23 protein-coding genes and 2 tRNA genes are annotated in these 21,118 nt (G+C 70.1%); 14 read left to right on the plus strand and 11 right to left on the minus strand.

Translation table 11 applies throughout. The annotated features are described in order from the left end of the window. The first annotated feature begins 38 nt into the window (after nucleotides 1-38). The 3 genes from LL239_RS16070 to ligA all read left to right on the plus strand — a co-directional run bounded on the left by LL239_RS16070 (nucleotide 39) and on the right by ligA (nucleotide 4,895). Nucleotides 39-1,223: a cysteine desulfurase family protein gene (locus LL239_RS16070; protein WP_228164399.1), complete on the plus strand. Its 1,185-nt coding sequence runs from the start codon at nucleotides 39-41 to the stop codon at nucleotides 1,221-1,223. A gap of 9 nt (nucleotides 1,224-1,232) precedes the next feature. After that, entirely contained in the window at nucleotides 1,233-2,330 is a 1,098-nt protein-coding gene (mnmA, locus tag LL239_RS16075; protein ID WP_228164400.1) for a tRNA 2-thiouridine(34) synthase MnmA, read from the plus strand. Nucleotides 2,331-2,486: 156 nt separating this feature from the next. Further along, the gene (gene ligA / locus LL239_RS16080; protein WP_228164401.1) at nucleotides 2,487-4,895 is read left to right on the plus strand and encodes an NAD-dependent DNA ligase LigA; all 2,409 of its coding nucleotides are present in this window, start codon (nucleotides 2,487-2,489) and stop codon (nucleotides 4,893-4,895) included. Between the two features lie 104 nt (nucleotides 4,896-4,999). Here ligA and LL239_RS16085 read toward each other — a convergent pair whose 3' ends face one another. Continuing rightward, nucleotides 5,000-6,688, minus strand: a complete 1,689-nt coding sequence (locus LL239_RS16085) for a long-chain-fatty-acid--CoA ligase (protein WP_228164402.1) — start codon at nucleotides 6,686-6,688, stop codon at nucleotides 5,000-5,002. A 60-nt stretch (nucleotides 6,689-6,748) separates the two neighbouring features. On the opposite strand from LL239_RS16085, the gene gatC reads away from it, so the two are divergent. From gatC to LL239_RS16115, 6 genes are all read left to right on the plus strand, one after another. Beyond that, nucleotides 6,749-7,048, plus strand: coding sequence for an Asp-tRNA(Asn)/Glu-tRNA(Gln) amidotransferase subunit GatC (gatC, locus tag LL239_RS16090; RefSeq protein ID WP_228164403.1), 300 nt, complete (start codon nucleotides 6,749-6,751; stop codon nucleotides 7,046-7,048). After that, nucleotides 7,045-8,565 carry an Asp-tRNA(Asn)/Glu-tRNA(Gln) amidotransferase subunit GatA gene (gene gatA, locus LL239_RS16095; RefSeq protein WP_228164405.1) on the plus strand — a complete coding sequence of 507 codons (1,521 nt, stop codon included), beginning with the start codon at nucleotides 7,045-7,047 and terminating at the stop codon, nucleotides 8,563-8,565. Before gatC ends, gatA begins: the two co-directional genes overlap by 4 nt. Beyond that, nucleotides 8,565-10,079: an Asp-tRNA(Asn)/Glu-tRNA(Gln) amidotransferase subunit GatB gene (gatB, locus tag LL239_RS16100; protein WP_228164406.1), complete on the plus strand. Its 1,515-nt coding sequence runs from the start codon at nucleotides 8,565-8,567 to the stop codon at nucleotides 10,077-10,079. Before gatA ends, gatB begins: the two co-directional genes overlap by 1 nt. 218 nt (nucleotides 10,080-10,297) lie before the next feature. Beyond that, a complete protein-coding gene (dinB, locus tag LL239_RS16105; protein ID WP_228164408.1) occupies nucleotides 10,298-11,554 on the plus strand; it encodes a DNA polymerase IV in 1,257 nt (418 codons plus the stop codon). Nucleotides 11,555-11,617: 63 nt separating this feature from the next. Next, on the plus strand, nucleotides 11,618-11,938 hold the full coding sequence (locus LL239_RS16110) for a hypothetical protein (protein WP_228164409.1): 321 nt from the start codon (nucleotides 11,618-11,620) through the stop codon (nucleotides 11,936-11,938). Continuing rightward, entirely contained in the window at nucleotides 11,913-12,506 is a 594-nt protein-coding gene (locus LL239_RS16115; RefSeq protein ID WP_228164410.1) for a hypothetical protein, read from the plus strand. The genes LL239_RS16110 and LL239_RS16115 overlap by 26 nt, the downstream gene beginning before the upstream one ends. Nucleotides 12,507-12,535: 29 nt before the next feature. Here LL239_RS16115 and LL239_RS16120 read toward each other — a convergent pair whose 3' ends face one another. The 3 genes from LL239_RS16120 to LL239_RS16130 are packed head-to-tail and all read right to left on the minus strand — an operon-like array spanning nucleotide 12,536 to nucleotide 13,706. After that, complete coding sequence (locus LL239_RS16120; protein WP_228164411.1) at nucleotides 12,536-13,039, minus strand: DUF2017 family protein; 504 nt, start codon at nucleotides 13,037-13,039, stop codon at nucleotides 12,536-12,538. Continuing rightward, entirely contained in the window at nucleotides 13,036-13,329 is a 294-nt protein-coding gene (clpS, locus tag LL239_RS16125) for an ATP-dependent Clp protease adapter ClpS (RefSeq protein WP_228164412.1), read from the minus strand. Before clpS ends, LL239_RS16120 begins: the two co-directional genes overlap by 4 nt. Beyond that, nucleotides 13,329-13,706: a metallopeptidase family protein gene (locus LL239_RS16130; protein WP_228164413.1), complete on the minus strand. Its 378-nt coding sequence runs from the start codon at nucleotides 13,704-13,706 to the stop codon at nucleotides 13,329-13,331. Before LL239_RS16130 ends, clpS begins: the two co-directional genes overlap by 1 nt. Before the next feature lie 375 nt (nucleotides 13,707-14,081). Between LL239_RS16130 and LL239_RS16135 the strand changes: the two genes are divergently transcribed. Both LL239_RS16135 and LL239_RS16140 read left to right on the plus strand, forming a co-directional pair. Beyond that, complete coding sequence (locus tag LL239_RS16135; protein ID WP_228164414.1) at nucleotides 14,082-14,294, plus strand: hypothetical protein; 213 nt, start codon at nucleotides 14,082-14,084, stop codon at nucleotides 14,292-14,294. Between the two features lie 83 nt (nucleotides 14,295-14,377). Continuing rightward, nucleotides 14,378-15,172, plus strand: a complete 795-nt coding sequence (locus LL239_RS16140) for an SGNH/GDSL hydrolase family protein (protein ID WP_228164415.1) — start codon at nucleotides 14,378-14,380, stop codon at nucleotides 15,170-15,172. 331 nt (nucleotides 15,173-15,503) lie between these two features. Here the strand turns inward: LL239_RS16140 and LL239_RS16145 are convergent, their stop codons facing one another. Further along, on the minus strand, nucleotides 15,504-15,716 hold the full coding sequence (locus LL239_RS16145) for a hypothetical protein (RefSeq protein ID WP_228164416.1): 213 nt from the start codon (nucleotides 15,714-15,716) through the stop codon (nucleotides 15,504-15,506). A 59-nt stretch (nucleotides 15,717-15,775) separates the two neighbouring features. Between LL239_RS16145 and LL239_RS16150 the strand changes: the two genes are divergently transcribed. After that, the gene (locus tag LL239_RS16150) at nucleotides 15,776-15,964 is read left to right on the plus strand and encodes a hypothetical protein (RefSeq protein WP_228164417.1); all 189 of its coding nucleotides are present in this window, start codon (nucleotides 15,776-15,778) and stop codon (nucleotides 15,962-15,964) included. A gap of 36 nt (nucleotides 15,965-16,000) precedes the next feature. On the opposite strand, the gene LL239_RS16155 is transcribed toward LL239_RS16150, so the two are convergent. The 4 genes from LL239_RS16155 to LL239_RS16170 all read right to left on the minus strand — a co-directional run bounded on the left by LL239_RS16155 (nucleotide 16,001) and on the right by LL239_RS16170 (nucleotide 18,245). After that, on the minus strand, nucleotides 16,001-17,296 hold the full coding sequence (locus LL239_RS16155; protein WP_228164418.1) for a tyrosine-type recombinase/integrase: 1,296 nt from the start codon (nucleotides 17,294-17,296) through the stop codon (nucleotides 16,001-16,003). Between the two features lie 100 nt (nucleotides 17,297-17,396). Then, a tRNA-His gene (locus tag LL239_RS16160) sits at nucleotides 17,397-17,472 on the minus strand. Nucleotides 17,473-17,508: 36 nt separating this feature from the next. Continuing rightward, nucleotides 17,509-18,135: an oligoribonuclease gene (orn, locus tag LL239_RS16165; protein WP_228164419.1), complete on the minus strand. Its 627-nt coding sequence runs from the start codon at nucleotides 18,133-18,135 to the stop codon at nucleotides 17,509-17,511. A gap of 37 nt (nucleotides 18,136-18,172) precedes the next feature. Continuing rightward, nucleotides 18,173-18,245, minus strand: a tRNA-Arg gene (locus LL239_RS16170). A gap of 101 nt (nucleotides 18,246-18,346) precedes the next feature. Between LL239_RS16170 and LL239_RS16175 the strand changes: the two genes are divergently transcribed. After that, on the plus strand, nucleotides 18,347-18,556 hold the full coding sequence (locus LL239_RS16175) for a methyltransferase (RefSeq protein WP_228164420.1): 210 nt from the start codon (nucleotides 18,347-18,349) through the stop codon (nucleotides 18,554-18,556). Between the two features lie 49 nt (nucleotides 18,557-18,605). Here LL239_RS16175 and yczE read toward each other — a convergent pair whose 3' ends face one another. After that, entirely contained in the window at nucleotides 18,606-19,214 is a 609-nt protein-coding gene (yczE, locus tag LL239_RS16180) for a membrane protein YczE (protein ID WP_228164421.1), read from the minus strand. 62 nt (nucleotides 19,215-19,276) lie between these two features. Here yczE and yczR point away from each other — a divergent pair, with 62 nt between their 5' ends. Then, entirely contained in the window at nucleotides 19,277-20,695 is a 1,419-nt protein-coding gene (gene yczR, locus LL239_RS16185; RefSeq protein ID WP_228164422.1) for a MocR-like transcription factor YczR, read from the plus strand. 41 nt (nucleotides 20,696-20,736) lie between these two features. Here the strand turns inward: yczR and LL239_RS16190 are convergent, their stop codons facing one another. Further along, nucleotides 20,737-20,994 (minus strand): hypothetical protein, encoded by a 258-nt coding sequence (locus tag LL239_RS16190; RefSeq protein WP_228164423.1) that lies wholly within the window; start codon nucleotides 20,992-20,994, stop codon nucleotides 20,737-20,739. Nucleotides 20,995-21,118 lie beyond the last annotated feature (124 nt).

Genomic DNA, 21,118 nt, shown 5'->3' on the forward strand with positions numbered 1-21,118 from the left:
AGGGTAGTGAAGGACTCGGACGGGAAGCGGGAGGGTGCATGTCGGTCTATCTCGACCACGCCGCCACGACCCCGCTGCGGCCGGAGGCGCGCGACGCCTGGCTGGCCGCCCATGAGGTGCTGGGCAACCCGTCGTCGATCCACGGTGCCGGGCAGGCGGCACGGCGGCTGCTCGAGGACGCCCGTGAGCGGCTCGCGGAGGTCCTGGGATGCCAGCCCATCGAGGTCGTGCTGACCTCGGGCGGCACCGAGGCGACCAATCTCGCGTTGAAGGGGCTGTGGTGGTCGCGCGAGCCGTCCACCGATGCGGTGGTCCTGCCCGACGGCGAGCACCACGCCACCGTCGACACGGTGGCGTGGCTGACCTCCGAGGCGGGTGCCGCGCTGCGCCCCGTCGGGCTCGACACGCTCGGTCGCATCCCGCTCGACGCCTTCTCGGGCGCGCTGCCGGGCTCGGCCCTCGCGACGGCCCTGGTCGCCAACAACGAGGTCGGCACGGTCCAGGATGCCGCGGGCCTCGCACGCGTCGCGGACGAGGCCGGCGTGCCGCTGCACTTGGACGCGGTGTCGGCACTCGGACAAGTGCACGTGGACTTCTCGCGCTGGCGCGGCGGTGGGAGCGGGCCCGCGGGCTTGGTCGCCCTGTCCGTGTCCGCGCACAAGGTCGGCGGACCGGTCGGTGTCGGCGCCGCGGTGGTGTCGCGTCACGCGCGACTCACGCCGCTCCTGCACGGCGGGGGACAGCAGCGCGGACTCCGCGCGGGAACCCAGGATGCTGCCGGAGCCGCCGCTTTCGCGGCCGCTGCGGCGGCGAGCGAGGCGGAGCGGGAGCGGGAGGCCGTGCGGCTCCGGACACTGCGTCGGCGCCTGGTGCACGGCATCCTCGACTCGATCCCGGCCGCGCGGCTGCTCGGCGACCCGGAGGACAGGCTGCCGGGGAACGTCCACGTGCTCTTCCCGGAGGCGGCGGGGGAGACGCTGCTGTTCCTCCTCGACATGGCGGGCATCTCGGTGTCGACGGGATCCGCGTGCCAGGCGGGCGTCGCCGAGCCCTCGCACGTCGTGCTCGCCCTCGGTCTGGACGATCGCGCCGCGCGGTCCGTGCTCCGGCTGACCCTGGGGCGCACGTCGACGGAGGAGGACGTGGATGCCGTGCTGGCGGCGCTGCCCTCCGCCTACGAGCGGGCCGTGGCATCCGGCGCCCGCTCAGCCGGCGGTTCGTAGACTGGGACGATGCGAGTTCTGGCGGCGATGAGCGGTGGCGTCGACTCCGCGGTGGCCGCGGCGCGCGCGGTCGAGGCGGGGCATGACGTGGTCGGCGTCCACCTGGCCCTCTCGCGCGCGGGCGGGACGCTGCGCGCGGGGAGCCGCGGCTGCTGCACGATCGAGGACGCGATGGACGCCCGTCGTGCCGCGGACAAGCTCGGCATCCCCTTCTACGTGTGGGATTTCTCGGAGCGGTTCCGCGACGACGTGATCGAGGACTTCGTGTCGGAGTACCGCGCGGGCCGCACACCGAATCCCTGCATGCGGTGCAACGAGAAGATCAAGTTCGCCGCGCTGCTGGAGCGAGCGCTCGAGCTCGGATTCGACGCCGTCTGCACGGGGCACTACGCCACGCTCGTCGACACCCCCGACGGACGCGAACTGCATCGCGCGTCGGATGCCGCGAAGGACCAGTCCTACGTTCTCGGCGTCCTCACCGCGGCGCAGCTCGCCCACACCTACTTCCCGCTCGGGTCCACGCCGTCGAAGGCCGTCGTGCGCGCCGAGGCCGAGGAGCGCGGGCTGTCGGTCGCGCAGAAGCCGGACAGCCACGACATCTGCTTCATCCCGGACGGTGACACGCGGGGCTGGCTCGCCGACCGCGTGGGGGCCGAGACCGGCGACATCCTCGACCGCTCGGGCGCCGTGGTGGGGCGTCACGAGGGAGCGCACGCGTTCACCGTCGGTCAGCGCCGGGGACTGCAGCTCGGCGTGCCCGCGGCCGACGGCAAGCCGCGGTTCGTCCTCGAGGTCCGGCCGGTGAACAACACCGTCGTCGTGGGACCGAAGGAGGCCCTCGCGTGCGCCGAGATCGCCGGCGACCGCTTCACGTGGGCCGGCCGGGCGCCCGAGACGTCCGAGTTCTCCTGCCACGTGCAGATCCGCGCGCACGCCGATCCGGTCCCGGCGACGGCCGTGCTCGTCGACGGCGTGCTCACGGTCCGTCCGGATGAGCCCTTCGACGGTGTCGCGCCGGGGCAGACCGCAGTCCTCTACGACGGCACCCGGGTCATCGGGCAGTTCACGATCGCCCGGACGGTGTCGGCGGTCCCGGTCGAGGCCTGAGCGCATCGGCACCGGCCCGCCCTCCGGCAGCGGAGAAGATGTGGGCAGGGTGGAGGGGGATCTCGGCATCCGTCCGTCGATCGCGGAACCTCCTCCCGAACACGCGTCCGGGACAACCCCGCCGGTGATGTCGGACCCTCTCCCTAAGCTGGACGCGTGACCGAGCACGATCAGCTTCCCGACCTGACCCTCGACGAAGCGCGCACCGAGGCGGCCGATCTGACGGAGCGCATCGTCGGGGCGCGCGACGCGTACTACGGCCGGGATGCCGAGCTCGTCGACGACGCGACCTACGACGGATGGATGCACCGGCTCGAGGCGATCGAGCGGCTCTATCCCGAGCTCCAGGGGCAGGACAGCCCGACGCAGTCGGTCGGTGCCGCCGAGGCGACCGACCTCGTCACCATCGAGCACGCCGAGCGGATGCTGAGCCTCGACAACGTGTTCTCCGCGGAGGAGCTGCGCGACTGGGCCGTGAAGACCGAGGCATCGGCCGGGCGCGCGGTGAACTGGCTCAGCGAGCTCAAGATCGACGGGCTCGCGATCAGCCTGCGGTACGAGAACGGCGTGCTGACGTCGGCCGCGACCCGCGGAGACGGGCGCGTCGGCGAGATCGTGACCGACAACGCGCTGCGCGTCGCGGGCATCCCGCGTGAACTCGATGGCGAGGGGCATCCGGCGCTGGTGGAGGTGCGCGGCGAGGTCTTCATCCCGGTTGCGGCGTTCGAGAGACTCAACCGGCTGCAGGGCGAGTATCGCGAGCGCGCCGTGGCGGAGGCGCGCGAACGCGCCATCACCCGGCGCGGAGGCGCGAAGGCGTTCGACGAGCAGAAGGCCGAGCAGGCCGCGGCGCGCCGCTTCCCCGCCTTCGCCAACCCCCGTAATGCCGCCAGCGGCGGACTGCGCCAGCAGATCGAGAAGAAGTCCGGGCTCGAGCTCGAGGCGGGGCTCGCGCGGATCGCCTCGCTCGCGCTCTACGTGCACGGCATCGGTGCGTGGCCCGACCCTCCGGTCGCGGCCCAGAGCGAGATCTACGACCTCCTGAAGTCGTGGGGACTGCCGACCTCTCCGTACAGCAGGGTCGAGTCCACGGTGGAAGGCGTCCTCGACTTCGTCGCGCACTACGGCGAGCACCGCCACGACGTCGAGCACGAGATCGACGGCGTGGTGGTGAAGGTCGACGAGCTCGCGCTGCACGACGAGCTCGGCGCGACCAGCCGCGCACCGCGCTGGGCCATCGCCTACAAGTACCCGCCCGAGCAGGTGAACACCACGCTGCTCGACATCGTCGTGTCGGTCGGGCGCACGGGGCGTGCGACCCCGTTCGCGGTGATGGAGCCCGCTCGCGTGGCAGGGAGCGTCGTGCGGCAGGCCACCCTCCACAACCAGGACGTCGTCAAGGTCAAGGGTGTGCTGATCGGCGACACGGTCGTGCTGCGCAAAGCGGGCGATGTCATCCCCGAGGTGCTCGGACCGGTGGTCGAGCTCCGGGACGGAACCGAACGCGCCTTCGTCATGCCCGCGAACTGCCCGGAGTGCGGCACGCCGCTCCGTCCCGCCAAAGAGGGCGACATCGACCTGCGCTGCCCGAACGCCCGCTCGTGTCCCGCGCAGGTGCGGGGGCGCGTCGAGCACATCGGCTCACGCGGCGCCCTCGACATCGAGGCGCTCGGCGAGGTGACCGCCGCCGCCCTGACCCAGCCCGACGTCCCGTCCGAGCCGCCGCTCGACACCGAGGCGGGGCTGTTCGACCTGACGGTCGACCAACTCGTCCCGATCGAAGTCGTCGTGCGCGACGCCGAGACGGGCGAGCGCAAGATCGACGAGAAGACGGGCGAGGAGGTGCGCCGAGCGCCGTTCCAGAAGCTCGGCCCTGCGACGTACCCGCCGGGCACGGACGACCTCGACCCCGCCGAGCGTCGTCGTCGCGGCATCCGCAAGGACTATCGCGAGGTGTTGCCGTCCGAGCAGGCGGTCAAGCTCGTGGCCGAGCTCGAGAAGGCGAAGACGAAGGACCTCTGGCGTCTGCTGGTCTCGCTGAACATCCGTCACGTCGGGCCGGTCGCCGCGCGCGCCCTCGCGCAGTGGTTCGGCTCGCTGGATGCCATCCGCGCGGCCTCGCGCGACGAGCTCGCCGCCGTCGAAGGCGTCGGCGGCATCATCGCCGACGCGGTCATCGACTGGTTCGATGTCGACTGGCACCGCGAGATCGTCGATCGCTGGACAGCGGCGGGGGTGCGCTTCGCGATCCCGGGACACCCCGGGCCCGGCGCCGCAGCATCGGCGGGCGGCGTTCTCGCCGGTCTCACGGTCGTCGCGACGGGGTCGCTCGAGGGCTACACGCGCGAGGGGGCGCAGGAGGCGATCATCGAGGCCGGAGGCAAGGCCGCGTCGAGCGTGTCCAAGAAGACGGACTTCGTCGCCGCCGGACCGGGCGCGGGCTCGAAGCTCGCGAAGGCCGAGGAACTCGGCATCCGGATCCTGGATGCCGCGCAGTTCCGCATCCTCGTGGAGCAGGGGCCCACGGCCCTCGAGCCGGTCGAAGGAACCGTGCCCGACGAATGACACGAGCGGGCCGAGGCGGCGACGGTCCCGGACCGCCCTCGGTGCGTCCGCCTCGCGGCGTCCGCCCGCTGTCCGCGGGAGGAACCGGTTCCCCAGCCCCGACGTCACTCAGCGAGCAGGCGTTCCTTCACCTGGCGGCGGAGCACCTTGCCGATGAGAGACTTCGGCAGCTCGTCGACGACCACGATCCTGCGCGGGACCTTGTACGGCGTCAGGATGCCGCGCGCGTACGCGCGCACCTCCTCGGGATCGATCTCCGACCCTTCGGCGGCGACGACAGCCGCGACGACCTCTTCGCCCGAGTGCTCGCTGGGCAGGCCCACGACCGCGACCTCCGCGACGGCCGGATGCTGTCGCAGCACGTTCTCCACCTCGGTGGGTGCCACGTTGAAGCCGCCGGTGATGATGAGCTCCTTGATGCGATCCACGATGCGGACGAACCCGTCCTCGTCGATGGTCACGATGTCGCCCGTCCGGAACCACCCGTCCACGAACACCGCCTCGGTCTCCTCGGGTTTGCCGTAGTAGCCCGAGAACACCTGCGGGCCGCGCACCAGCAGCTCACCGCGTCCGCCGGGCTCGACGTCGGCGTGCGGATCGTCCGGGTCGACGACGCGGCACTCGGTGCCCGGGAGCGGCAGTCCGACCGTGCCGGGCACGCGATTCTCGGCGACGGGGTTCGCCATGAGCACGGGCGAGCACTCGCTCAGCCCATAGCCCTCGACGAGGTAACCGCCGGTGGCCTTCTCGAACGGCACCACCAGGTCGTGGGGCAGCGCCATGGCGCCCGAGATGGCGATGTCGGTGCCCGCGAGCGAGACGCCCTGCGCCTCGGCAGCGGCCAGGAGGCGCTCGGCGATCGGAGGTACGAGCGGCAGGAAGGTCGCCGGATGCCGTTTGGTGACGGCGAGGACGAGGTCGGGGTCGAACTTCGGGAACAGCACGAGACGCGCGCCCATCGACATCGCGAACGTGAGGCACAGCGTGAGGCCGTACGCGTGGAACATCGGCAGGACGGCGTACACCACGCACCCCTCTCCACGCACGATCGAGGGCACCCACGCGCGCGCCTGGGCCGCGTTGGAGAGCAGATTGGCGTGGCTGAGCATCGCCCCCTTCGGCGTCCCGGTGGTGCCGCTGGTGTACTGGATGATCGCCAGGTCGCCCGTGGCCGGACGCGGGTGCGTCTCGGGGAGCGCGTCGTGCCGCAGGAGCTGCGCCCACGGGGTGGCATCCGAGGTCTTCTCCGTCAGAGCCGCGCGCGCGTCACGCGCTTTCGCGACGGGGAGGCGCAGCGCGAGACGCATGCGCAACGGCATCGCGCGGGTGACGTCGACCGAGACGAGCGTGGTGACCCGCAGATCCGCGGGGAACTCCTGCACGGTCTTCACGACCTTGCTCCAGACGATCGCGTGCTTCGCTCCGTGGTCCTCGAACTGCTTGCGCAGCTCGCGGGCCGTGTAGAGCGGGTTGTGCTCCACGACGACCGCGCCCAGTCGCAGGACCGCGTAGAAGGCCACGATGTGCTGCGGGCAGTTCGGGAGCACGATCGCGACCGGGTCGCCGGCGCGCACGCCGTGAGCCGCGAGCGCCGCCGCGACGCAGGCCACCTGGGAGGACAGCTCGGTGTACGTGGTCTCACGGCCGAAGAATTCCAGTGCCGGGGCGTCCGGGTAGTCCCGCGTCGAGGCGTCGAGGATGTCGACGAGCGATCCCGACTGGGGGTCGAGGTCCTCCGGGACTCCGGGGGCGTAGCTGGCGGTCCAGGGGCGAGGCGGGTCGAAGCTCGTCACCGTCCCAGCGTAGGCCGGGCTCGGTCTCGGCGCGCGATGCCTGCGAACTAGACTTGCCGGGTGTCTGAAATCACCCCTGATCTCGTGCGCCATCTCGGTGTGCTCGCTCGGATCCAGTTGAGCGACGAAGAGGTGCAGCGCCTCACCGGGCAGCTGGATGCCATCGTCGACAACATCGCGAAGGTGTCCGAGGTGGCAACGCCCGACGTCGCGGCGACGAGCCACCCGATCCCGCTCCAGAACGTCTTCCGCCCCGACGCCGTGGGCGACACCCTCACCCGCGAGCAGGCGCTGCAGAACGCGCCCGATCAGGCTGACGGCCGATTCCGGGTGACCGCGATCCTGGGGGAGGAGCAGTGACCGATCTCACGCGCCTGAGCGCCGCCGACCTCGCCGCCGCCCTGACCGCGAAGGAGGTGTCCAGCGTCGAGGCGACGCAGGCGCACCTCGACCGCATCGCCGCCGTGGACGGCGACGTGCACGCCTACCTCCACGTCAGCGACCACGCTCTCGACGTCGCCGCCGACATCGACCGCCGCCGCGCCGCGGGCGAGGAGCTCGGCGAACTCGCCGGCGTCCCGCTGGCCGTGAAGGACGTCCTCGTCACCACCGACATGCCGTCCACGAGCGGATCCAGGATCCTCGAGGGGTACATGTCGCCGTACGACGCCACCGTCGTCGCGCGCTCCCGCGCAGTGGGCCTGGTGCCGCTCGGCAAGACGAACATGGACGAGTTCGCCATGGGCTCGTCGACGGAGTTCTCGGCCTACGGCCCCACCCGCAACCCGTGGGATCTCGACCGCATCCCGGGCGGTTCCGGCGGAGGATCGGCCGCGGCGGTCGCCGCCTTCGAGGCTCCGCTCGCCCTCGGCTCCGACACGGGCGGCTCGATCCGTCAGCCCGCGCACGTCACCGGGACGGTGGGGGTCAAGCCCACCTACGGCGGCGTCAGCCGTTACGGCGCGATCGCCCTGGCATCCAGTCTCGATCAGGTGGGTCCCGTCACCCGCACGGTGCTCGACGCGGGACTTCTGCACGACGTGATCGGCGGGCACGACCCGCACGACTCCACCTCGCTCTCCGACGCCTGGCCCTCGTTCGCCGCGGCCGCGCGGGAGGGTGCCACCGGGCAGGTGCTGAAGGGCCTCAAGGTCGGAGTCGTCCGGGAGCTCGACGACAGCGGCTTCCAGAAGGGCGTGTCCGCTTCGTTCCGCGAAGCGCTGGCGGCCATGGAGGCGCAGGGTGCGGAGATCGTCGAGATCAGCGCCCCTCACTTCGAGTACGGCGTGGCCGCCTATTACCTGATCCTGCCCGCCGAGGCATCCAGCAACCTGGCCAAGTTCGACTCGGTCCGTTTCGGCCTGCGCGTCACTCCGCAGGGCACGCCGACGGTGGAGAACGTGATGGCCGCCACCCGCGACGCCGGCTTCGGGCCGGAGGTCAAGCGCCGGATCATCCTCGGCACCTACGCCCTCTCGGCCGGGTACTACGACGCCTACTACGGCAGTGCGCAGAAGGTCCGGACGCTCATCCAGCAGGACTTCGACGCCGCCTTCGCCGAGGTCGACGTCATCGCGACCCCGTCGGCGCCGACCACGGCCTTCCGCCTGGGCGAGAAGATCGACGATCCGCTGCAGATGTACCTCAACGACGTCACCACGATCCCGGCGAACCTCGCCGGTGTCCCGGGTATCTCGATCCCGAGCGGTCTGGCCGAGGAGGACGGCCTGCCGGTCGGCATCCAGTTCCTCGCCCCCGCTCGCGAAGACGCGCGTCTGTACCGCGTCGGCGCGGCGGTCGAGGCGCTGCTCGTCGACCAGTGGGGCGGTCCTCTGCTGGATCGAGCCCCCTCCCTCACGAACGGAGCGACGCGCTGATGGCCAAGGATGCGCTGATGGACTTCGACGAGGCGCTCGAACTGTTCGAGCCGGTCCTCGGCTTCGAGGTCCACGTCGAACTGAACACCGCGACGAAGATGTTCTCCGCCGCGCCCAACCCGGCGAACGAGGCCAATCACGGGGCCGAGCCGAACACGCTCGTGGCTCCGGTCGACATGGGTCTGCCGGGCGCGCTGCCCGTCGTGAACGCCGAGGCGATCCGCTCGTCGATCAGTCTGGGCCTGGCGCTCGGCTGCTCGATCGCGCCGTCGAGCCGCTTCGCGCGGAAGAACTACTTCTACCCTGATCTCGGCAAGAACTACCAGATCTCCCAGTACGACGAGCCGATCGCGTTCGAGGGGTCGGTCGAGGTGGAGCTCGAGGACGGCACGATCGTGACCGTGCCGATCGAACGGGCCCACATGGAGGAAGACGCCGGCAAGCTCACGCACATGGGCGGGGCGACCGGGCGTATCCAGGGCGCCGAGTATTCGCTCGTCGACTACAACCGCGCGGGCGTCCCGCTCGTCGAGATCGTGACGAAGCCGATCTTCGGCGCCGAGCACTCCGCTCCGGCCCTGGCGAAGGCGTACGTCGCGACGATTCGCGACATCGTCCGCGCCCTCGGCATCTCCGAGGCGCGTCTGGAACGCGGCAACCTCCGCTGCGACGCGAACGTGTCGCTGCGTCCGCGCGGCCAGGAGAGGCTCGGCACCCGCACGGAGACCAAGAACGTGAACTCCATGCGGTCGGTCGAGCGCGCGGTCCGGTACGAGATCCAGCGGCAGGCCGCGATCCTGGCCGCCGGCGGGACGATCACGCAGGAGACGCGGCACTGGCACGAGGACACCGGGCGCACGTCGCCGGGTCGTCCGAAGTCGGATGCCGACGACTACCGCTACTTCCCCGAGCCCGACCTGCTGCCGGTGGTCCCGGCACCCGAGCTGATCGAGGAGCTGCGGGCCGCGCTCCCTGAGCCGCCGGCCGCCCGGCGTCGCCGGCTCAAGGCCGACTGGGGCTTCGCCGACATCGACTTCCAGGGCGTCGTCAACGCGGGTCTGCTCGACGAGGTCGAGGCCACGGTCGCGGCCGGCGCCTCGCCCGCTGCCGCGCGCAAGTGGTGGATGAGCGAGATCAGCCGTATCGCGAACGCCGAGGAGCGCGAGCCCGCCGAGCTCGTCAGCCCCGAGAACGTCGCCGCGCTGCAGCAGCTCGTCGACGCCGGCACGCTGACCGACAAGCTCGCGCGGCAGGTGCTCGAGGGCGTCATCGCCGGTGAGGGCACGCCGCAGCAGGTGGTGGACGCGCGCGGCCTCGCCGTCGTGTCCGACGACGGCGCGCTCATCGCCGCGATCGACGACGCCCTCGCCGCGCAGCCCGACGTGCTCGCGAAGATCCGCGACGGCAAGGTCCAGGCCGCCGGCGCCGTGATCGGCGCCGTGATGAAGGCGATGAGGGGTCAGGCCGACGCCGCGCGCGTGCGCGAGCTCGTGCTGGAGCGCGCCGCCCAGTAAGCCCCCGGATGCCACGGCCCCGCCCGTCCACGAGACGCGGGGCCGTGGCATCCGTCGTTACGGCGGCGGCGTCGCGCGGCCGCGCAACCTCAGTGATCCGCCCCGGGTCAGTGGTTTCCGCGGGATTCGAGCTGAGGTTCTGCGGATGGCTGAGGTTGCGCGTGTGACGCGGCGGTGGTCCCGGCCCGATGTCGGAGGCCCGGGGGAGAATGGATGCCATGGGACGCGGAGACGGCACGGGGCGCATCGTGTCACCGCCGGGCGCCGACGACACGGGCACCGGGATCCTGCACGTCGACATGGACGCGTTCTTCGCGTCGGTCGCCGTGCTCGACGATCCGTCGCTCGCGGGAAAGCCTCTCATCGTCGGCGGCACCCAGGGTCGCGGCGTCGTCTCGAGCGCGTCGTACGAGGCGCGGCGTTACGGTGTGAAGTCCGCGATGCCGGTGGCGATCGCCCTCCGCCTGTGCCCGACCGCCATCGTGGTCAACCCGCCGTACTCGCGTTACACCGAGATGTCGCGGCAGGTCATGTCGATCTTCGACGAGATCACACCGCTGGTGGAGCCGCTGTCCATCGACGAGGCCTTCCTCGATGTGCGCGGGGCGCGGCGGCTGTGGGGCAGCCCCGGGAAGATCGCGCGTGACCTTCGCGCGCGCGTCAAGGAACGGACGGGCCTGACGTGCAGCGTCGGGGTGGCCGCGACGAAGCACGTCGCCAAGATGGCCTCGACGATCTCCAAGCCCGACGGCCTGCTCATCGTCGCCGAGGCCGACACCGAGGCGTTCCTGCGCCCGCGGTCGGTGCGCACGCTGTGGGGTGTCGGTCCCAAGGCGGCGGAGTCCCTCGAGTCCCGCGGTATCCGTCTCATCGCCGATGTGCTCGACACCCCTCCTCCTGTCTTGGCACAGGTGTTGGGGCCGGCGATGGGAGAACGCGTCTGGCACCTGGCCCGGGGCGTCGATGCCCGTGCGGTGCATACCGGGCGTGTCGAGAAGAGCGTCGGGCACGAAGAGACGTTCCACACCGACATCTCCGACACGCCCACCTTGCACGTCGAGCTGCGGCGCCTCGCCGATCGCGTCGGTGCGCGTCTGCGCAGCCAGGGATACGAGGCATCCACGATCTCCATCAAGGTGCGCTTCAGCGATTTCACGACCCTCAGCCGCTCGCGGACGCTCCCCGAGGCCACCTCGGTCGGTCAGCGGATCGGGGAGGCCGCGATCGAGATGTTCGACGGTATCGACCGGCGCCAGGCAGTGCGGCTGGTGGGGGTGCGCGGTGAGAAACTGCGACCGACCTCGGCTGCGGCGACGCTGTGGGACGACGATGCCGAATGGCGTCGCGTCGAGGGGGCGCTCGACGGCGCGGCCGCGCGGTTCGGGCGCGGTGCGGTGACCCGTGGCTCCCTGCTCGGTCCCTCGCGGGGCGGGGGCGCGCTGCCGACCAATCCGCGCCCGTCGTACGAGCACTGACACGAGCCGATCCGGCGCGCAACGCCCCTGGGCGCGGCCGCGACCCCCGGGTACGGTGGGCTCATGCCCAACATCGCATTGGAACTCGGTCAGCAGTCCACGAACTTCGGCGTTACGGCCGCTTACGGCGAGCAGCAGGACGTCGACGGCGTGCGCATCGTCCCCGTCGCCCTCACCTGGGCCGGATTCGGCGGCGGCTCCGACGAGCAGGGCAACGGCGGCGGAGGCGGAGGCGGCTACACCCTGCCGCTCGGCGCCTACATCCGCCGGGGCGACGACCTGCGCTTCGACCCGAACCTGGTCTCGCTGCTCGCCGTCGGCATCCCGTTCGTGTGGGTCGCCGGTCGCGCGCTCAGCCGTGTCATCCGCGCCCTCAAGAAGTAGCGCCGATCCCCTCGACGACGCCCTGACCATCGCGGTCGGGGCGGTGTCGTCGCGGGTCGCGGCGGTGGGCGCGGCCAACCCCGTCGTCCTCATCGACGGCCGCAGCGGGGCGGGCAAGAGTTCCCTCGCGCGACGCCTGGTGAGCGCGTGGCCCGGCCGCAGTCGCGTGCAGCTGGTCGCGCTGGACGACCTGTACCCGGGGTGGGACGGTCTCGCCGACGGTGCGGAGTATGCGCGCGAGGTCATCCTTCTGCCGCACGCGAAGGGGAACGTCGGCGTGTGGCGAAGGTGGGACTGGGAGGCGGGGGAGCGCGCCGAGGCTCACGCCGTGGATCCGTCGTTGCCGCTCGTCGTGGAGGGCGCCGGGCTTCTCACACCTGCCGCCGCGTCCTTGGCCGACGTCTGCGTGTGGGTCGATGCGCCGGACGGCTCCCGGAAGGACCGTGCATTGCGTCGGGACGGCGACACGTATCGCCCGCACTGGGAACGGTGGGCCGCTCAGGAGGAGACGCACCTGGCCGACCACGACCCGCGGGCGCTGGCATCCGTCGTCGTCGACCTGCCCTGAGCATCCGCGCCGGCAGACGGCTCCGCGCCTCAGTGCCCGGGTGGTTCCTCGAGCGTGCGGTCGAGGGCTGTGACCAGGCCGTCGAGGCGGTAGCCGATCCAGTCGTAGATGCCGAATCGCGCGTCGCCCGGGCGATGGTCATCGTCGTCCTGGATGCCGAGCCTCGTGGCCAGCACGAGGCGGACGGCCGAGAGGGTCCGCATCCACGCGCGCGCTTCGCCCTCTCCCAGGGCCACCGTGATGGTGGTCTCGGGATCGCCGGTCGGATCGAGCTCGCCGCTTTCCATGCCGAGGGTGTGAAGCACCGTCTGCGCGTCGTCCGCGCGGCGATCCAGCATGTCTGCGCCGGTCAACCGGCGGAACTCGCGGCTGGCGTCCTCGTCGTCGGGGTAGGCATCCGGGGTGAGCCGCGCGACAGCCGGGTCGTCATCCCGGTCGGCGTTGACGACGAGGTCACGGAATTGACCGACGATGCCCGCCAGGTGCAGCGCCTCGAGACCGCTGACCTCGAGCACGACGATGCGATCGTTCACCGCGGGTCCTTTCGCACCGTGGCCCACAGACCGAAGTCGTGCATCGCCTGTGCATGCACCTCCATGAGCTCGCGCGGGCCCCGGGCGACCACGGCATGGCCGTCGTGGTGGACGGCGAGCATGAGCCGGTGCGCAGTGGCCGCATCGAAGCCGAAGTAGGTCCGGAACACATGGACGACGTAGCTCATGAGGTTCACCGGGTCGTTCCAGACGACCGTCTGCCACGACGTCGGGGGAGCGACCTCGATCGCGGTCGTCTCGTCGAGGTCGGGTGCGGCCACGCCGGCCATCACGCCCACCCCAGCTCGTGCAGGCGCGTGTCGTCGATGCCGTAGAAGTGCGCGATCTCGTGGACGAGCGTCGTGTGGATCTCGTCGCGCAGCTCGTCCTCATCGACGCAGACCGCCAGGTGCGGCTCGCGGTACACGATGATGCGATCGGGGAGCTCTCCGACCCCGTAGCGCTCGCGCTCGGTCAGCGCCCAGCCGTCGTACAGACCCAGGAGATCGAGCGAGCCGTCCTCGGGACGGTCCTCGACCACGAAGACGACGTTGTCGAGTCCGTCGACCATGTCGTCGGGCAACCGATCGAGCTCGGCGACGACCAGAGCCTCGAACGCGTCGGCGTCGAGATCGAGCGGCGACCGCTCTTCGACGTCCTCGTGCATGGGGTCTCCCGACTCTCCGGACGATGGCGAGGGGATGCCGAGCCGCCTCGTCCGATCGATTCTACGAGCCTCAGGGAGATGCGGACCATGCGGACCGGAACGACCAAGGCCCGCCGGAGAGGCGGGCCTTCGTCTGCTGGGGTGGCTAACGGGACTTGAACCAGTTGCACACACCCCGGCCGATCTGCATCTAGCCGCGGAATCACGCGGATCTTGTGTGAGTGAGCGGGTTGCTCGTGTAGGCCAATATAGGCCTCTCTGGGTGGTCATTTGTAGGCATGCCTACAGCGTGTCTACACAAAGAAGCCCCCGGGCTCCCGCTCCGGAGAGGGGTGCCCGGGGGCTGCGTAGCGAGGGTCGTCCTAGGCTTCTGGCATGGACCCCAGACCTGGCGCGAGCCTAGGCGTCGTGAATGTGCACCACGAGCTCGCTTACCTGCGCGCGGGGAGCGATCCGCCATGGGAGCGCCCCCACAAGGGCGGGGTGGACGTCACCTACCGACCTGACCTGTGGACGCCCTACCAGCGGGAGCGTCGAGCCTCATTCGAGGCGCGGGTCCTTGAGTATCGCCAGCGCGGACTCCTCTGAGGGTGTGAATCAATCTGCGCACGAAAGATGCAGGGGAAGCGACCGAGATCGGAGCGTTCAGCGGTTCCCCTAGACTTCGTCGCATGAGCTTCCGGTCAGGGCACCGCACATGGGTTCAATCCGAGATCGGCGGGATGCCGATCTGGGCGTTGGTCGCCACAGCAACTGTCATCGCGGTTCTCGCCGCTGTCGCATTCGTCAACATGCCGAGCGCGGTGCAAGCAGAACCGCAACGCACCCCGCGCACCGATTTTTCGTTCGGGGCTCCACAGGATGAGCGGCCTCATGCGCGATGGTTGGGAGATTCGTTCACAGAGGCGGGTCAGGTGCCGGAGAATGAGCGGTTCCCGAAGATCGTCTCCGAACACTTCGGGTGGACGTTGACCAATGCCGCTGAGGGCGGAACCGGTTACGTCACGGACGGACCCCAGGAGTTCCCGGAACGTGAACCTCTGACCGGACACGTGCAGAGGGTGATCGCAGACGCCCCCGACTTCCTATTCGTCGCGGCCGGGCTGAATGACACGTCGCGGAACTACACGGAAGACGAGATCCGCGCCGCCGTGCAGGAAACGCTTGGTGGCGTCCGAGACGGCCTGCCCGAGACGGAGATCGTGGTCATCGGCCCCTTCTGGCCGCGCGGCAACCCCATCCCCGAGATCCTCATGGTGCGCGATATCGTCCGGGAAGAGGCAGAAGCACGCGGCCTGCGATTCCTCGATCCGATCGAAGGCGAGTGGGTAAACCGTGACCCCGCGTTGATCGGGCCAGACGGAACACACCCCACTTCGGCGGGTCAGGCGGTGATCGCCCAGCGCATCATCGAGAGCTTGACCGCTGCGGGCGTCTCCCCTTACGAGGCAACGCCCGCAGCGTGATCACGCGGTCCACGCGGCGGCCAGCTTGCCCCCCACGTACCGGGCGTGATGCTTCATCCCCCACCGGCTCGGGTGCGTACCGTCAGAACCGCGGACCAGATCTGCGTTCCCGGACAGGTTGGTAGCCCCGACACGACCTGTGCCAGTGACGTAGGAGCGGTCGATCTGCACGACCTGCGCGCCCGCGGCGTGTGCAGGTCCGCTGAATCCCGATATACACGAGCACAGGTGAGAAGACTCTAATCTGAGATTTGAACGGTCGAACATCAAATCCATAGGAATCTCAGGAAGCCGGGTAACGATCGCGTAACCCCCTTAGATCACCTAGCAATTAGCTCTCTTCCAACCCACTTTCGAAGGTGTGTTCGATAGTAGAGGAGGGCTCCGACATTGGCGAGGGGGCTGGGTCAATGTACTCACTGAGGATGCGCGTCAGCACGTCCGCGAGGGTCTGCCCGCGGGAGGCTGCGAGAGCAGCGGCGCGCGCGAGGAGGTCGGCGTCGACACCGTGGAAGACGCCGTCGTTCGCTTCGCGATCGTCCACGACGCCGATGGTACGCCGTGTCAATACACGCGACAACCGGTGCTGACAACATGGACATCGTGACCGCGCCTCGCCACACGCCGCCCCGGAGCTTCCGCATCCCGGAAGACATCTACGTGCGCGCGCTGCACAAAGCGCAGTCGGAGAACCGCTCTCTCACGTCTGTCGTGGTCGCCGGCCTCGAGGAGTACATCGAGGACTACGAAGACGACGACCCCGAAACGACAGAAGCCCCCCACGCCCAGTGACGGGCGTGGGGGGCTTCTGGTGTTCGTTCTGACGGCCTAAGCCGCGCTGGTGGGGGAGTAGACGCCTTCGTCGTCCTCATCCTCGTAGACGAGCTCCTCGTCCTCGTCCACCTCGGGTGCCTCGAGTGCTCGGAGAGTGGACTTGCCGGAGCCGAGGATGTCGCCGATGGCGTCGGCCATCTTGGCGTGCGCGTCGGGCACGAGGTGACCGTAGACGCCGACCGTGGTGGTGATCTTCTCGTGGCCGAGGCGCGCCTGAATGTAGGGGAGCGGGACGCCGGCGGCGATGAGCCAGGACGCGTGGGAGTGGCGCAGGTCGTGGATGGTGGGGTTCTGCCGAAGCGGAGTGAGTCCAGCCTCCTTGCAGAGCTCGATGTCCTGTGCACGGCGGAGCGTGGGAATCCAGGTGCTCGCGCGGAAGCGCCGGTACCAGATGGCATCGCCGGATACCTTGCCGCGGAAGATGAGCTGGTCGCCACGCCCGGGGGTCCCGAGCGCATCGACGAGGTCCGGGTAGAGGGAAACCGATCGGCGTCCGGCCTTCGACTTCGTGACGCCGAGCTCGCGCGCTGCAGTGGCGCCCTTCTTCCATGCCTTGACGATGCGGACAGTGGGCGGGCTCACCGCGAGCTGAATGTCGTTCCAAGTGACGGCAGTGGCCTCACCCCATCGGGCGCCCGTCCCGCCGAGGAAGTGGACCAGGGGCCGGTAGTACTCGGGGGTGAAGTGCAGGATGGTCTCGAACTCGGCCGGGGTGAGGAAGGTGGCTTCCTTCTTGACACCCTCGGTGAGCTTGGTCTTGTAGGCCGGGTTGGCGACGATGATCTTCTCCGCGACGGCGGACGCGAGCGCGGCGGAGAGGATGCCGTGGTAGTTCTTGATCGTCTTGGCGGCGACGAGCTGTCCGGCGCGGTGGACGGACGGCTGCTTCTCCTGCCAGGCGATCCACCGGGCGACGTCAGTCTTCGTGATGGCGTCGAGGGGGTGGTCGCCGAGGATGTTGAGGAACGAACGGCCGGCGGCGCGACGGTAGCCGTCTCGTGTGCCATCGGTCACGCCACTCAGCAGGCCGGACTCCGGGTCGAGGTAGCGCGTCATGAACTCGCGCAGCGACGGCATGTCGGCGGGCGCTGCGTTGCGCGCGAGGAGAACGGTGCGCGCGGCTCGACCTCCGACGCGGTCGACGAGCGCTCCGAACTCGTGCGCGGCGATACCCTTGCCGCCGCCTTCGTCGGGGAACGTCTCCTGGCACATCTGGCCGTCGATGCGGAACTGGACGCGCCAGCTCAGCGCGTTCGTGGCCTTGCTTCGACGGGGGGTGACACTTGCCATTTCGGCCTCCATCTGCCGGTCGCGGAGCGCGACTCGCAGCTAGATGTAGGCCAAAATGTAGGCAAAGGGCTCTTCGTGCCCTGTGTTCCCTTGATTTTATTGGGGTGGCTAACGGGACTTGAACCCGCGACCCCCGCGACCACAACGCGGTGCTCTACCAACTGAGCTATAGCCACCATGTGTCCGCCGTCGCGGACAACTGAACGATTATGTCATACGTCGCGCGCGAACGACGAAACGACCGACGATGCGGCGCCCTTCGCCTCGTCGCTGGTGGGTCCGGGCTCGGCCACGAACACGGCCTTGCGGTAATAGGCCAGCTCGCGGATGGACTCCAGGATGTCCGCGAGGGCACGATGGCCCCCGTTCTTCGCGGGAGCGTTGAAGTAGGCGCGCGGGTACCACCGCCGCGAGAGTTCCTTGATGCTCGACACGTCGACGTTGCGGTAGTGCAGCCAGCGGTCGACCCGCGGCATGTACTTCGCCAGGAACATGCGGTCGGTGCCGATGGTGTTGCCCGCGAGCGGCGCCTTGCCTTCGAGAGGCGCGAAGCGCTGGATGTACTCGAGCGCTTGGAACTCGGCATCCGCGAGGCTGACGCCGTTCGGGATCTCGTCGAGGAGTCCGGAGGAGCGGTGCATCTCGGTGACGAACTCGCCCATGTTCGCCAGCGCCGAGGCATCGGGCTTGATGACGACCTGGAAACCGGGATCGAGGACGTTCAACTCGAAATCGGTGATGACGATCGCGATCTCCACGAGCTCGTCGACCGCCAGATCGAGGCCGGTCATCTCGCAGTCGATCCAGACCAGCCGATCGTTCTCAGAGGCGCTTACCATCCCGTCATCCTACTGACGGGCTCGGACACGGAGTCGGTCCCCCAGGCACGATTCGAACGTGCGACCGGCGGATTAGAAGGCCGCTGCTCTATCCACTGAGCTACTGGGGGTCGCCACCAGGATATCGGTGACCGCGCGCGGCGTGGTCGACCCCCTGGCGGGGCCACGCGCGCGGGCGTAATCTCCGGCCAGGTCGAACGAAAGGAGCACCATGTCCGACACGACGACACGACGCCTGTGGGTCGCGTACGGTCCGACCGGAGTGGTCGGCACGATCCAGAAGGACGCCGAGGGGTATGCCGTGCACATGACGGGCACGGACGACAGGCTCGGGGTCTACCCGACCATGGCGATCGCCAAGAACGCCCTGCACGCCCACCTCAAGCCCGGGAGCGATCGTCCCGAGTTCCGCGAGCACTGAGCTCGTCACCGCGTCGCGGGGCGAGGGCGCTGCCGCGGAGGGCGGGTCCTCACACCCGGGCCGCACGGCGAAGACGCCGGTGCGGCTCGGGTGCCGCCAGCAGGGGCAGCGCCACGTGCACGAGCGGTCCGATCCCCAGCGCGAACACCACGGTGCCGATGCCGACGGTGCCGCCCAGGAGCCATCCCGCGACCAACACGGTCCCCTCGACGCCCAGGCGGCAGGCCCAGATTGGCCAGCCGAGCCGCGCGTGCAAGCCGGTCATCAGACCGTCTCGCGGTCCGGGGCCGAAGTGTGCGCCGATGTACAGACCGGATGCCACGGCGACGGTGACCACTCCGGTGACCAGCATCGCGGCCTGCCCGAGGGCGGAGTCGGGGTGAGGCAGCACGCCCAGGGCGAACTGCATGCTCGTCCCCACCAGCAGGATGTTCGCCACGGTGCCGACACCCGGCCGTTGATGCAGCGGAATCCACAGCAGCAGGACGGCGAGTCCCACGATGTTGGTGATCCACCCGACGCCGATCCCCGTCACGCGGGCCAGTCCTTCGGCGAAGACCGTCCAGGGGTCGACGCCGAGTTCCGCCGCGACGGTCAATGCGCAGCCGAAACCGTAGAGTGCGAGGCCGATCAGAAGGCGGAGGATCCGGGATGACACATGGAAGATCCAATCATGTGATTGGTCCTTCTCCACGTGGCCAATTCGAGTATTCTGGCCCCATGGATTCCCGCATCTCCGCTCGTGCGCTGGCTGAGGCGCTCGGCGGGTGGCGTGGCCGCGGTCCGGCCTACGAGGCGCTGGCCGACGGCATCCGCCTGCTCTGCCTGGACAACCGCATCGCGCCGCTGACGGCTCTCCCGGCGGAACGCGAGCTCGCGGCGGCCCTGGGCCTGAGCCGGACGACCGTCGCCGCGACCTATCGCAGCCTCCGGGACTCGGGGCACATCGAGAGCCTGCGGGGGAGCGGCAGCGTGACCCTTCCGCTTCGACGCAACGACCCGGGTGCGGTGGACCGCCGCGACGGTGTGATCGATCTGCAGCAGGCGAGTCCCGCAGCGTGGCCCGGGCTGCCGGCCGTGATGGCGGAGGTCGCCCAGGATGCGGCGGCCCTCGTCGCGCGCACGGGGTACGACGTCGTTGGCGACATCGGCCTGCGCGAGGCGATCGCCCAGCTGTACCGCGACCGGGGTCTGCCGACGACCGCGGATCAGCTCCTCGTGACCACGGGCGCGCAGAGCGCGCTGCACCTGGTGGCATCCGTCCTGGTGTCGCGCGCCGACCGCGTGCTCATCGAGACCCCGACCTACTCCCACGGCGCGGACGCCTTCCGGGCCGCCGGGGCGCGACTCGTGGGTGTCCCGGTGACCCCGGATGCCGGGTGGGACCTCGACCGCGCGGCCCAGACGTTCGCGCGGGTGCTGCCGACGCTGGCGTACCTCATGCCCGACTTCCACAACCCCACCGGACGCACGATGAGCCCGACCGAGGTCGCGGCTTTCGTCGAGGGCGCGCAGCGGGCGGGGACGTATCTGCTCCTCGACGAGACGACGGCGGGACTCGACATCGACAGGAAGACGGCGGGAACGTCGTTCCCCGACGTGCCCCGGATCATCCGCGTGGGATCGCTGGGGAAGACCGTGTGGGGCGGTCTTCGCGTCGGATGGGTGCGTGCCGAGGCCGACATCGTGCGACGGCTCGCGAGCGGACGACCCGTCCATGACCTGGGCACGCCCGAGTTCGAACAGGCCGTTGCGGCGCGGGTGGTCGGGCGGCTGGACGAGATCAGCGTGCAGCGCGCAGATCTGCTCCGTGCCGGCCGCGACGCCCTGACGCGCGCGCTGACGGAGACGTTCCCCGAGTGGGAGATACCGGTAGTGCACGGCGGCGTCTCGCTGTGGGTCGGAATCGGCGAGCCGGTCAGTACCCCGCTGGTGATGAACGCCCGTACGCGCGGCCTGCTCCTTTCCGCGGGTTCGCGGTTCGCGGTGGAGGGCGGGCACGACCGGCGTCTGCGCCTGCCGTTCACGGCCGCTCCGCACACTCTGGAGCGCGCCGTCGGGATCCTCCGCTCCGCGTGGGACGACGTCCGGGGAACCCCCGCCGGTGCCGCTCTCGACGACCTCACCGCGGTGGTCTGAGCGGTCGTCTTCGGCGGACGCCAGGCTCGGGCCGCGAGGGTTCACCGCGCGTAGCGCAGACATTCGAGCGCGTCGGCCGAGGACCAGAACTCGCCGAGCCGCCGGAACCGGCCGGTCGCCGCGTGGAAGCGCTCGGCCGCGTACCGCCAGCCGCCGTCGGCGGCGATGGCGCGCACGTGCCCGACCACCACGCCGCGCGGATCGGCGATGCGCCACAGACCCGCGGCGACGTGCGTCGCGGCGCCCCACCCGACCGGGCGCGGGGCCGGGGCGAGGTCGTTCCACAGTGCGGTGCTCATGGCTTCACGGTACGAGGGGCCTCCGACATCGCGCGGTCGGTCCTCCTCCCCACGGGCGTGCTCTGAGGACTTCTCCACGGAACAGCCATCGCGGCCCGCGCGTACCGACCGGACCCCGTCATCC

The organism is Microbacterium testaceum, assembly GCF_020781835.1.
GTDB lineage: Bacteria > Actinomycetota > Actinomycetes > Actinomycetales > Microbacteriaceae > Microbacterium > Microbacterium testaceum_H.

Bases quoted from the DNA above. Each gene is read 5' to 3' on its own strand.
- clpS (WP_228164412.1), bottom strand. From the start codon at position 13,329: ATGGCCGGCGTGGCCGCACCCGACCTCGACGAGACGACCGCGATCGAG.
- LL239_RS16175 (WP_228164420.1), top strand. From the start codon at position 18,347: ATGTCCGACACGACGACACGACGCCTGTGGGTCGCGTACGGTCCGACC.
- LL239_RS16190 (WP_228164423.1), bottom strand. From the start codon at position 20,994: ATGAGCACCGCACTGTGGAACGACCTCGCCCCGGCCCCGCGCCCGGTC.
- mnmA (WP_228164400.1), top strand. From the start codon at position 1,233: ATGCGAGTTCTGGCGGCGATGAGCGGTGGCGTCGACTCCGCGGTGGCC.
- LL239_RS16110 (WP_228164409.1), top strand. From the start codon at position 11,618: ATGCCCAACATCGCATTGGAACTCGGTCAGCAGTCCACGAACTTCGGC.
- orn (WP_228164419.1), bottom strand. From the start codon at position 18,135: ATGGTAAGCGCCTCTGAGAACGATCGGCTGGTCTGGATCGACTGCGAG.
- LL239_RS16135 (WP_228164414.1), top strand. From the start codon at position 14,082: ATGGACCCCAGACCTGGCGCGAGCCTAGGCGTCGTGAATGTGCACCAC.
- LL239_RS16140 (WP_228164415.1), top strand. From the start codon at position 14,378: ATGAGCTTCCGGTCAGGGCACCGCACATGGGTTCAATCCGAGATCGGC.
- LL239_RS16130 (WP_228164413.1), bottom strand. From the start codon at position 13,706: ATGCACGAGGACGTCGAAGAGCGGTCGCCGCTCGATCTCGACGCCGAC.
- gatB (WP_228164406.1), top strand. From the start codon at position 8,565: ATGGCCAAGGATGCGCTGATGGACTTCGACGAGGCGCTCGAACTGTTC.
- LL239_RS16070 (WP_228164399.1), top strand. From the start codon at position 39: ATGTCGGTCTATCTCGACCACGCCGCCACGACCCCGCTGCGGCCGGAG.
- yczR (WP_228164422.1), top strand. From the start codon at position 19,277: ATGGATTCCCGCATCTCCGCTCGTGCGCTGGCTGAGGCGCTCGGCGGG.
- dinB (WP_228164408.1), top strand. From the start codon at position 10,298: ATGGGACGCGGAGACGGCACGGGGCGCATCGTGTCACCGCCGGGCGCC.
- LL239_RS16155 (WP_228164418.1), bottom strand. From the start codon at position 17,296: ATGGCAAGTGTCACCCCCCGTCGAAGCAAGGCCACGAACGCGCTGAGC.